Source organism: Salinivibrio sp. IB282 (assembly GCF_001995685.1).
GTDB lineage: Bacteria > Pseudomonadota > Gammaproteobacteria > Enterobacterales > Vibrionaceae > Salinivibrio > Salinivibrio kushneri.
Genome location: NZ_MUET01000012.1, coordinates 47,342 through 58,591, shown reverse-complemented (window position 1 = coordinate 58,591; position 11,250 = coordinate 47,342). Strand labels below are relative to the sequence as shown.

The following is an 11,250-nucleotide window of genomic DNA, read 5'->3' as shown; positions in this document are numbered from 1 at the left end:
TAGCATTGGTGGTGTTGGCTCGTGGGCGGCAGAATCGTTAGCGCGCACAGGGGTTGGAGCCATCACATTAATTGATATGGATGATGTGTGTGTCACCAACACCAATCGCCAAATTCATGCACTGAAAGAGACCGTCGGACAAAGTAAAAGCGAGGTGATGGCTGCGCGCCTAACGGCGATTAACCCAGAGTGTCAGGTCACCGTCGTCGATGATTTTATTAGTGCCGATAACCTCGCTGACTATATCCATTCTGGGTTTGATTATGTGTTGGATGCGATTGACAGTATTAAACCGAAAACGGCGTTACTTGCTTACTGCAAGCGGCATAAAATTAAGGTGTTGACCGTTGGAGGGGCAGGCGGTCAAATCGATCCAACTCAAATCCAAGTGGCAGATTTGACTAAAACGATTCAAGATCCGCTCGCGGCGAAGCTGCGTAACAACCTTCGTCGTTTTCATGGTTTCACGAAAACCCAAGGGCGCAAGTTTGGCATTGATTGTGTTTATTCCACCGAGCAGCTCAAATATCCTCAGCCTGATGGCAGTGTCTGTGAAAGCAAAGTGTCAGCCGAAGGCCCCAAACGCATGGATTGTGCCAGTGGTTTTGGGGCGGCAACCATGGTGACCGCGAGTTTTGGTTTTGTCGCTGTTTCGCGCATTTTACAAAAGCTAATCGCGGCTGATCAGCGTCGCGAGCAGGCTGGCTGAGCCTGCTTTACTCTGAAGGGAGCGCGCGTACGCCAAATTCGCCCATGCGAAACGCAGTCCATGCTCTTTGGTAATCGCCACTGTTTTTGAGTTGATTAATACCACGGTTTAATCGCGCTACCCAGCGTGCGCTATCAGGATGTTGGCGACTCAATAAAACATGGAGGGGCGTAACACGCAGCGGTTTAGGGTGAAAGGTGATGTGCTGACGCGTGTCATCAGGCATCACAGTGCGTAGGGTGTTCATCACCACATATTGGTTACCAATAATCACATCCGTGTCGCCCGTGAGTAAGCTGCGCAGCTTTTCTACTTCGTTGGGGTAGCGGCGAACCACCACGTCGCCACCTTGCTGATTAAAGTTTGCCAGCATGGCATCCTCTATATAGCTCTCGCTAATCCCAACGCGTAAGCCGTTCAGGCTAGCCAACGATTGCCAATCAAAGTGTCGGTTTTTGAGGTGGAAAAACACCACGGTTTCGGTATAGATAGGCGCAGAGTATATAAAGTCTTTTTCACGTTTAGAGGTGTAGCCCCAGCCAACCGTACCGTGGGCTTTGCCCGTTTGTGCCTCTTCTTTCGCTTGCTGCCAAAGCATAAACTCAATCTCTATCTCCATATCCTGTCGCTTGCCAGCTTCTTTAACGATATGCGCTAACACCCCTTGATGTACTAATTGATTGGAAATAAACGGCTGGTATTCGCCAGACGTCAGCACTAAATTGGGCGTGGCAACACCAACCACCGGGAGGCTGAACGCGAATAAAATGATTAGCCATTGCCACATAACAACTCCAGCGTCAACGGACGTCTACCATAACCCATATTGATGAGCCTTTAATTGAACCTATTCAGGCAACTTTTGCCGTCGAAATTGATTCCAAACTGCTTTATAGCGACCATCCGTTTTTATGCGTCGTAACCCTTTGTTGAATGCACGAGAATGATCGTACGCTTGTTTAATCTTACGACTAAACAGCACATGTAAGGGAGTAACGCGAAAGGGATGGGGATGGTACGTCAACTGACGAGTTTGCTCTGCACTGAGCGTCGTTTTAATGATGTAGAGCAAAACATCTTTGTTGCCTAGCGCAATATCAATCTGATTATTCAATAAGGCGTGAACTTGGTCCTCTTCTGTTTCAAACTCTTGTAACTTCACATCGATACCGGATTTTTGCAACTGGGTCAGTGTATTGACGTCGATATATCCTAGGCCAACACCGACCGCAAGGCCGGCTAAATCCTCGGGCTTTGACCAATTRAACGCTTTATCTTTGCGATGAAAGAAGACAGCACTTTCGGTATATATTGCATCTGAATAGATAAAATCCAGTGCGCGCTCTTTGGTGAAAGCCCATCCAACCGTACCGTTCCACTGACCTTGCTGAGCCAGTGCCATCGACTCATGCCAAGGAAAATAACCAAACGTTATATCGAGGTTTGCTTCTTCGGCGGCCAACACAATAATTTCAGTTAATGGGCCTTGGTTGGGGAGATGTTGTGAAATAAAAGGAGGGTACTCACCTGATGTCAGGCGGATTGATTGCGCATGTGTGAGCATTGGGAGGATCAGCAACAATACACCTCCCCATCGCACCATCAGTCTCATACTGCCTCCTGAGCGTTCTCGTGACTATGCGATGAGTATAGCAGGAGAAAAAAAGCGGCGCCGTCGCACTCTATGAGCCACAATTGCGCCGCCATTCTTATTATTGAGATAGCTGGTTAAGCGTTGGTTTCTTCAGGCTCAGGTTCGGTTTTAGCCTCTGTGTGAATCGGCAAAACCTGACGAACGTATTCACCCGGCGCCGCACAAAGAACCGGATAGGTCTCAGACCCTATTGAGTATGGTTCCACTTGCTCTTCCGGACTATAGCTACGTAACCATTTTTCCCAGTGGGTCCACCAAGAGCCAGTGTGATGTGACGCATTATCGAGCCACTCATCGGCACTATCAGGCAGGCTATCATTGGTCCAAAAACCGTATTTTTTCTTAACGGGATGGTTGACGATACCGGCAATATGCCCTGATTCGCCCAGTACAAAGGTTTTATTGCCGCCAACATTCAGTGCACCGCGATAGGTCCCTTGCCAAAGGGCGATATGATCTTCTTTGGTCGAGATGAAATAGCTCGGCACCTTGATCTTATTCAGATCAATCCAGACACCGCCGACTTTTACTCCCTTGTCTTGCACCAGTTTGTTTTCAAGGTACAAATCGCGCAGGATAAAGTTGTGTGTCTTCGCGGCCACGTTGGTGCTATCACTGTTCCAATACAGCAAATCAAAGTCGACAGGACTGTTACCTTTGAGGTAATTCTCAATGTAATAGTTCCAGTACAAGCTGTTCTCGCGCAATAAGCTAAAGGTAACGCTGAGTGAACGGCCATCCATGTAGCCGCGTGCCGTATTTTGCGCTTCAATGGCTCGAATCAAGCTGTCATTGATGTAGGCACCAATTTCCCCTGGCTGCGAGAAGTCCAATAAGGTGGTGAAGAAACTCGCCGATTTAATCCGTGCTTTCATGCGCTTCGCCGCATAGTAAGCGATGGTACAGGCTAAGACGGTCCCACCAATACAGTAGCCAACGCCGTTAATCTGCGATTGACCGGTAATGTCTTCGATGGCACTGACTGCCTTGACGGTGCCTTGGGTCACGTAGTCTTCGAAGCCAATCTCTGCTTGTTCGGCAGAGGGGTTACGCCACGACATCAAGAATACCGTATGCCCTTGCTCAACCAACCAACGAATCAGTGAGTTTTTCTCGCGTAAGTCGAGAATATAGTACTTGTTAATGAACGGAGGCACGACCAAGATGGGGGTGGTATATACTTTTTCCGTTACCGGACGATACTGAATGAGTTCGAATAACTCATTTTTATACACCACGTCGCCAGGTGTGTTGGCGACATCATCACCCACGCGAAACGCGTTATTATTGGTCATGCGCACTTTAAGGATATCCGCGCTAGACTCCATATCCTGCTTAAGCTGTTCCATGCCACGCAGTAGGTTTTCACCCTGAGACTCCAGCGTCATTTTGAGCAGTTCAGGGTTAGTCGCAATATAGTTACTCGGGGCCATGGCGTTAATCGCTTGGCGTGAGAAAAATGAGAGACGTTCACGGGTTTTGTCATCAAGGCCTTCAATGGCGTCGATGGTTTCCATATAGGTACGTCCAAACAGCAGATAAGACTGTTTGATAAAGTTATAAAGGACATCTTCCTGCCAAGCCTTATCCTTAAAACGTTTATCGTCACTGCCTTCGCTCACTACCTCTTCCGTGTTATCACGCGCGAGCATGGCGTTCTGCCAGATTTGCATTTGCTGTTCCCACCACTGCATTTGCACTTGTAGAAGTGCAGCGGGTTGTTGAGCCGCGCCTTCCAGCAACTGAGCAGTGTCTTGCAGGCTGACTTCCTGCATGGCTTGATTGAACGGTGTGTTTACGGCTGCCTTGCCCTGCTCAAGATCCTGCCACCATTGCTGGTTTTGTTCTTGYAGCCTGGCAAGGTAGTCCGAARAGAAGTGATGAAACATAGTCTTGCCCTCTTGATCGGATAAGCACTACAAAGGCCTGCTGTCAGCGACAGCAGGCACTAGTGCAAAAACCCTGCCTTTATGCTGGGGTGCCGGCTTTCATATTTTCAGCCGTGAGTTTGTCGATATCTTCTTTAAACTCTTTGGCGATGTTTTGCAGCTTGGCGCTGTCATCCATCATTTGTTGAGACAGCTTGGTCAAAGCGGCCAGTTGCTGGCTGCTGAATGACGTCATGCTAGAGACATCCTTCACTTCGCTCGCTGCTTTCATCTGCTCTAGGCCGAGTTCGCTATAGGTGCGCATGGCATTCATTTGTAGCTCAGTCAGCGTCTCAACATTTTTGGCTACCAACTTGTTGAAATTAACGTAGGGAGCCAGGGCTTTTTCAGATTGCTCAGAAAACGCTTTAAACATATCTGTGTACATGGTGTATCTCCTGATAGTGTTGTGTATGGGTTGTTAACCCAAGGTCGCAAGTGTCCGTTTATGCTTGTGTACGCTTAACAATTAAAGCTGTACCCATGCCGCCGCCAATACACAAAGAAGCAACCCCGTGGGTTTCGCCTCTTCGCGCGAGCTCGTGTAGCAAGGTCACCACAATCCGATTACCTGATGCCCCGAGTGGGTGACCGAGTGCAATGGCACCGCCGTTGACATTGGCACGCGCCAATATCGCATCAGGTGTTGTTTTGTGGTGAGTCGCCAATTGGTGTATGACCCCCAGTGCTTGTGCAGCAAATGCTTCGTTAAGCTCAAGTAAATCAATGTTGTCGAGGGTCAGGTTGGCTTTCTCCAACGCCGTATTGACCGCTCCCACAGGGCCTAAGCCCATAATGCTTGGATCGACACCGTGCTGAGCGTAGGCGGCAACTTCTGCAAGTGGGGTCAGCCCGTGTTCTTTCACTGCGGACTCAGACGCGAGGATCACCGCACTCGCGCCATCGTTGATGCCGGAAGCATTACCGGCCGTTACTGAGCCTTCTTTATCAAAGGCGGGGCGCAACTTGCTGAGGCCCTCTAGCGTGGCGTCTGCTTTTGGGTACTCATCGGTATCAAACGTCACGGTTTGCTTACGCTGCTTTATCTCAATCGGAGTGATTTCATCTTTAAATCGACCTGCTTCAATCGCTGAAACGGCTTTTTGTTGGCTGCTAAGCGCAAAGCTATCTTGTTGCTCACGGGTAATCCCGACTTCTTTGGCGACATTCTCCGCGGTCACGCCCATGTGATACTGGTTGTACACATCCGTGAGRCCGTCATTAATGAGCAAGTCTTTCATGGCGAAATTGCCCATTTTTTGCCCATCGCGGAGGTTGCCCGCTGCCGCAAACGGGATTTGTGACATGTTTTCAACCCCAGCCGCGACGACAACCTGCGCATCGCCAGCTCGGATGTGCGTCACGGCATCCATGATGCTTTTCATGCCGCTGCCACAGACCATATTGATTGAATAGGCGGGAACATGGGGCGGGATATCTGCGTAAATCGCGGCCTGACGACCGATCCCCATTCCTTGTCCTGCGCTGACCACGTTACCCACGATGACTTCATCAATCGCGGTTGGGGCAAGCGATGTGTCACTCAGCACACCTTTAATGGCGTAAGCGGCGAGTTGCCCCGTTGGGACGTCTTTGAGTGTGCCTGAAAAGGCACCGATGGCGGTACGTTTTGCCGCCACGATAAAAATACGTTCCATCAATCTATCCTTGATTTATTGCATGTAGAGGCCGCCGTTTACTGACAGCGTCTCACCCGTAATGTAAGCGCCTGCGTCGCTGGCAAGGTAAGCCACTGAGGCTGCAATTTCTTCTGGCTTAGCCAAGCGCTTCATCGGGATCTGGCTGGTGATTGACTCCAACACATCGTCGCGCATGGCGGTAACCATCGGTGTGGCGGTATAGCCTGGCGCCACAACATTGACAGTGACACCGGCCCGTGCCCCCTCTGCCGCGAGAGACTTACTAAAGCCCATCATACCGGCCTTGGCGGCGGCATAGTTGGCTTGACCAAACTGACCTTTTTGGCCATTGACCGATGAGATGTTGATGATGCGTCCTCCTCCTTTTTCGCACATGGCGGCGAATAAGGGCTGAGTGACGTTAAAGAGGCTGTTGAGGTTGGTATTGATGACATCATGCCATTGTGAGGCATTCATTTTCTTGAACACACTGTCGCGGGTAATCCCCGCATTGTTTACCAGTACATCCACCGTGCCTTCTTCTTCTAAAAGCTTAGCAATCCGTGAGGCGCATTGTTCGGTGTCGGTGACATCAAGCTCAAATAGACGAACTTGGTCGTGGTTAAATTTCTTTTCGTCAAACCACTCTTGGGCGCATTCTGCTCCCCCTGTAAAGTGGGTCGCGATGACGCGATATCCGTCTTCTACCAATTTCTCGGTAATTGCCGATCCGATCCCACCTTTCGCGCCGGTTACTAATGCCAGTTTTTTCATTTATGACTCCATTCACTACAACAAGCAAACTAAACGAGATGCCTGAAGCCGCATCTGGAACCACTTCAAACCAGAATTACAGTCATCTTCTTCTCACAGCAGCAATAGTTGTGCCAAAAATCAACTTATCATTCTGCCGATATTGTTAGGCAGCCTAACGGATGGGTGTGACCCTTTTATGACTGCCTGCTTCTAAGCTAACGAATCTAGACAAATACGCAAAGTATAAAAACCTGATGTTCTGCATTCGAGATCTTGGTCAAACTAATAGGGAAACACTGCAATTAATTGTTAACAGTATGTTTGTTTTGTGTTTTTTTGTGGGTTTGTCATCGAGTTGCTCAGTGCTCGGCTAAGTCAATGAAAAGGATTGCATTAGCGGTGTAACTTGCGGCTTTTGGGTTGGGTTGCCTTGTTAAATAGTCATGGCGGTCAAAAAATAAACACTAAAAACACTGCTTGTGAGGTGAGTGGCGAGCGATCGCGGTGACGACAGGCCACCACGTGTGCAAAGGGCTAACGAGTGATCTGATGAATGTATTCAATGATGGCGTGCAAGCCATTGGTGCGTGACTCACTTAAATGGTGCGCCAGTCCCGCTTGCTGGAAAACGCGGTCTATGTCGAGGGTGTGAATGGCATTACCGTGTTGGCCGTGAACACAGGCAAGCACGATCGCTAATAAGCCTTTAACAATTCTGGCATTGGAGTCGGCGGCAAAGTAATGGGTGTCCTCCTCGGCCTGATGGAGAAACCAAACCGCACTCTCACAGCCGTGCACTTGGTTTGCTGTTTGTTTTTGCGCATCGGTAAAGGTTGGCAGCCGTTTTCCCCACAAAATTAATTGTCGGTATTTATCTTCCCAGCTGGTGTGTTGCGCGAGCATCTCGGTGACCGTCGTTGGGTTAAGCTCGGTGCCAAAAGGGTGATGGGGTAACGCCATTGTCTATCCTGCCTTATGATTAAATATCGAGTAGATCCAGGGTCTTATCTAATGCTGCAATAAACTGTGTGATGTCCTGGTATGTATTATAGGCCGCTAAAGAGACCCTGATGGTGCCATCGACACCAAGCGCCTTAATAAAAGGATGGGCACAATGATGGCCAGAGCGAACGGCAATACCTTGTTGGGCCAATAATTCAGCCACGTCTGCATGATGCTCGTCGCCAACGACAAAAGAGACCATGGAGCTGGTCGCCTGTGGCGCGATCAAACGAATGCGTGGCCGTGCGCGCAAAGCGTCTATGAGTTGTTGGTAACAGCTTGTTATATGTGCGTCGATTGCTTGGCTGTCTTGCTGCTTAAGCCAATCAATGGCAGCGGCAAGGCCGATTGCGCCTGCGGTGTTAGGCGTGCCTGCTTCAAAACGGGCGGGGATGGATGCGAGGGTATGATGGTCAAACGACACGTCTGTGATCATCTTCCCGCCCCCGTGGAAAGGCGAGAGCGCGCTCAGCGCTTCTGGTTTTCCATACAAGACACCAATCCCTGTGGGCCCATAAAGTTTATGGCCAGAAAAAACATAGTAGTCAGTGTCCAGTGTTTGCATACAGACAGGTTCATGGACGATGCCCTGTGCGCCATCAATGATCACGGTTGCACCAAATTTGTGCGCAACTTGGGTCATTWCCTCGATAGGATGGCGGGTGCCGGTGACATTGCTAACATGACTGATCGCAACAATGCGTGTCCGTGCGGTTAAGCGTTGCTGATACACCTTCATGTCTATTGTCCCCGTGCGAGGGCAGCAGGGGATTTTTACCAGTTGAGCGCCAGTGCGTTGCGCCATCAATTGCCAAGGGATGAGGTTGGCATGGTGCTCCATTTCGCTGACGAGAATGTCATCTTGTGGGGTAAGCGAGTGGCTTAGGCCATAGGCGATCAGATTAATGGCTTCTGTCGCGCCGCGGGTCCAGACGATATTGTGTGGGTTGGCACCGATAAAATGTGCCACATCTCGCCGCGCTTGCTCAAACTGTTCGGTTGCGGAGAGGGACGCTTGATGCTGACCGCGGTGTACATTGGCCGTCGGCAYCATGTAACTGCGACTGATCGCATCAATCACTGGCTGCGGCTTTTGGGCGGTAGCGGCACTGTCTAGATATACCCAGCCTGGCGTATTGAAAGCGGGAAACTGGGCGCGTAGGGAATGGGGATCAAAACCGTCGGTCATAGTCATCGTCCGAAATAAAATCCCGTCTATGATCGCTATCTCGTGGATGTAACTCAAGCCTGTTGTTGGCTCTCGCCTTATTACAGACAAAAAAAAGCACTGAGCGAGGCTCAGTGCCAACAAATATGTAATGACAGACAATGTCAAAATACAGGAAGTTAAAAGTGGTAGATACGACTACCTGTCTAACCAGTGTTAGACAAATGCAAACACAACATCGCAACCACGGAAACAGTCTAAATAGAGAGACGTCACAAGTGGATGCGGGGAGCACTATAGGAGTTTGCTGGTATATCAGCAATCGACAATTTATAATGCCAATGATTAGAAAAATTAATGCATAGAGGTGTCAGCATATGGCGAGGCGTCTTCCTCCACTCAACGCGCTGCGTGTGTTTGAAGCAGCCGCACGACATTTGAGCTTTACACGAGCGGCAGAAGAGCTGTTTGTCACTCAAGCGGCCGTTAGTCATCAAATCAAGGCATTAGAAGAGTTTCTCGGTTTGAAGCTGTTTCGCCGGCGTAATCGTTCGTTACTATTGACCGAAGAAGGACAAGGGTATTTTCTTGATATAAAAGATATTTTCTCTGAGCTTTCCTATGCGACGGATAAAGTGCTGGAGCGCAGTGCCAAAGGGGCGCTGACCATTAGTTTGCCGCCCAGTTTTGCGATTCAGTGGCTAGTACCTCGATTAGCTGATTTTAATACCGCGCACCCTGATATTGATGTTCGGATAAAAGCGGTTGATTTGGAAGAAGGGTCTCTGACCGATGATGTCGATGTTGCCATTTACTATGGCCGAGGTCACTGGTCGGGATTACGCTGTGATCTTTTGTATCAAGAATGCTTGCTGCCTGTATGTTCGCCACTGCTACTGGAGTCTGGGCAGCCGCTAAAAACTCCAGATGATTTGGTTCATCATGTTTTATTGCATGACCGCTCGCGTAAAGAATGGAAAGCCTTTGCAAAAGCCCATCAACTCAGCGAGGTGAATGTTGAGCATGGGCCGATTTTTAGTCACTCATCCATGGTGTTGCAGGCGGCGGCACATGGGCAAGGGGTCGCGCTAGGAAACAATGTGCTTTCTCAACCAGAGCTAGCATCTGGACGCTTGGTGCAGCCTTTCGAGCAAGTATTAAAAAGCGATAACGGTTTCTACTTGGTCAGCCAGCAGCGTGATGCGGACACTGGACGTATCACCGCGTTCCGAGAATGGATGTTGGCGACGGCAGCGAAAGAACAAGAGAACATGAATTTATGACAGGTTTAAATATTGACGGGCCAGAAACGGCAACAGACTGGGTGATTTTTGCCCATGGGGCGGGCGCTGGAAAGGATCACGAGTTCATGGCTGATATGGCCGCGCGGATAGAGAAACACTGCAAAGTGGTGCGATTTAACTTTCCCTATATGGATAAACGCGAGCAAGAAGGTAAAAAGCGCCCGCCCGATCGCGCCCCAAAACTGCTTGCCCATTTTGAATCTGTGATTGAGCACGTGGATGGTTTGCGCCCTGCTGGGAGCCGATTATGGTTAGCTGGTAAGTCGATGGGTGGGCGTATGGCGAGTCATTTGACTGATCATGCCTCTGTCAGTGGGGTGATTTGTTTGGGCTTTCCATTCCATCCGCCAGGAAAGCCAGAAAAATATAAAGGGGAGCATTTGGCGACCGTTGAGCGTCCACTGCTGATTGTACAGGGCGCACGCGATACGTTTGGCCGTGAAGACGAAGTGATGCATTATCCGCTGTCTCCCTCGGTTCAAGTGATTATTGTCCCGGATGGCGATCATAGTTTTAAGCCTCGTAAAGCCTCAGGGTATACAGAGTCAGATAATCGCCAGTGGGCGGTGGATAGCCTATACCAGTTTATTAAACAACAAGGTGAGCAAGGATGAAGTTACATCATTGGGTGAGTGTGGCGGCGATCGGCGCAGGGTTAGCGGTAGGGCTAGGCGCCTTTGCCGCGCATGGACTCAAAGCGGTGCTATCAGACTACCAGTTAGCCATTTTTAAAACGGGCGTTGACTACCAAATGTGGCACAGTCTTGCGTTATTGGGGATTTGCGGTGTCGCCTCTCAGCTTTCTTCTCGCTGTTTTGCCATTGTGGCTTGGGCCTGGCTTATCGGTGTGGTGGCGTTTAGTGGTAGCTTATACCTCCTGGCGCTGACATCTTGGTATTGGCTTGGACCCATTACACCCATGGGCGGTGTGAGCTTTCTGATCGGCTGGGTAGGACTCGCAATAGGGGCTTGGCGTTCTTATCAGCGCTGAGTCTGTCTACATGAATAAAAGCCTCGCGGGCATTTCTTTCTGGTCTGGATGGCAGATATAATGCGCAGCTTATTTTTACCGCCACACAGCGTGGTGAT

12 protein-coding genes are annotated in these 11,250 nt (G+C 49.7%); 4 read left to right on the top strand and 8 right to left on the bottom strand.

Annotation, left to right across the window (positions count from 1 at the left end; genetic code table 11):
• Positions 1 to 709, top strand: a 709-nt coding sequence (gene tcdA / locus BZG14_RS04425) for a tRNA cyclic N6-threonylcarbamoyladenosine(37) synthase TcdA (RefSeq protein WP_077608072.1), incomplete at its 5' end; no start/stop codon positions are given.
• A gap of 7 nt (positions 710 to 716) precedes the next feature.
• Here the strand turns inward: tcdA and BZG14_RS04420 are convergent.
• The 8 genes from BZG14_RS04420 to BZG14_RS04385 form a co-directional block, all read right to left on the bottom strand.
• Entirely contained in the window at positions 717 to 1,496 is a 780-nt protein-coding gene (locus tag BZG14_RS04420; protein ID WP_077608071.1) for a substrate-binding periplasmic protein, read from the bottom strand.
• 60 nt (positions 1,497 to 1,556) lie between these two features.
• The gene (locus tag BZG14_RS04415) at positions 1,557 to 2,321 is read right to left on the bottom strand and encodes a substrate-binding periplasmic protein (protein ID WP_069363514.1); all 765 of its coding nucleotides are present in this window, start codon (positions 2,319 to 2,321) and stop codon (positions 1,557 to 1,559) included.
• Between the two features lie 116 nt (positions 2,322 to 2,437).
• Positions 2,438 to 4,252 carry a class I poly(R)-hydroxyalkanoic acid synthase gene (phaC, locus tag BZG14_RS04410; protein WP_077608070.1) on the bottom strand — a complete coding sequence of 605 codons (1,815 nt, stop codon included), beginning with the start codon at positions 4,250 to 4,252 and terminating at the stop codon, positions 2,438 to 2,440.
• A 79-nt stretch (positions 4,253 to 4,331) separates the two neighbouring features.
• Positions 4,332 to 4,679 (bottom strand): phasin family protein, encoded by a 348-nt coding sequence (locus BZG14_RS04405; RefSeq protein ID WP_046074153.1) that lies wholly within the window; start codon positions 4,677 to 4,679, stop codon positions 4,332 to 4,334.
• 58 nt (positions 4,680 to 4,737) lie between these two features.
• Positions 4,738 to 5,949, bottom strand: a complete 1,212-nt coding sequence (locus BZG14_RS04400; RefSeq protein ID WP_077608069.1) for an acetyl-CoA C-acetyltransferase — start codon at positions 5,947 to 5,949, stop codon at positions 4,738 to 4,740.
• A gap of 15 nt (positions 5,950 to 5,964) precedes the next feature.
• The gene (locus tag BZG14_RS04395; RefSeq protein ID WP_069363517.1) at positions 5,965 to 6,705 is read right to left on the bottom strand and encodes an SDR family oxidoreductase; all 741 of its coding nucleotides are present in this window, start codon (positions 6,703 to 6,705) and stop codon (positions 5,965 to 5,967) included.
• A 516-nt stretch (positions 6,706 to 7,221) separates the two neighbouring features.
• Positions 7,222 to 7,647 (bottom strand): cysteine desulfurase sulfur acceptor subunit CsdE, encoded by a 426-nt coding sequence (gene csdE, locus BZG14_RS04390; protein ID WP_077608068.1) that lies wholly within the window; start codon positions 7,645 to 7,647, stop codon positions 7,222 to 7,224.
• A gap of 19 nt (positions 7,648 to 7,666) precedes the next feature.
• Positions 7,667 to 8,878 carry an aminotransferase class V-fold PLP-dependent enzyme gene (locus tag BZG14_RS04385; RefSeq protein ID WP_077608067.1) on the bottom strand — a complete coding sequence of 404 codons (1,212 nt, stop codon included), beginning with the start codon at positions 8,876 to 8,878 and terminating at the stop codon, positions 7,667 to 7,669.
• Positions 8,879 to 9,234: 356 nt separating this feature from the next.
• On the opposite strand from BZG14_RS04385, the gene BZG14_RS04380 reads away from it, so the two are divergent.
• From BZG14_RS04380 to BZG14_RS04370, 3 genes are read left to right on the top strand one after another with little or no spacing between them, the layout of a single operon-like run.
• Entirely contained in the window at positions 9,235 to 10,140 is a 906-nt protein-coding gene (locus tag BZG14_RS04380; protein WP_069363520.1) for a transcriptional regulator GcvA, read from the top strand.
• A complete protein-coding gene (locus tag BZG14_RS04375; RefSeq protein WP_077608066.1) occupies positions 10,137 to 10,775 on the top strand; it encodes an alpha/beta family hydrolase in 639 nt (212 codons plus the stop codon). Before BZG14_RS04380 ends, BZG14_RS04375 begins: the two co-directional genes overlap by 4 nt.
• A complete protein-coding gene (locus BZG14_RS04370; RefSeq protein ID WP_077608065.1) occupies positions 10,772 to 11,152 on the top strand; it encodes a DUF423 domain-containing protein in 381 nt (126 codons plus the stop codon). The genes BZG14_RS04375 and BZG14_RS04370 overlap by 4 nt, the downstream gene beginning before the upstream one ends.
• The last annotated feature ends 98 nt before the right edge of the window (positions 11,153 to 11,250 follow it).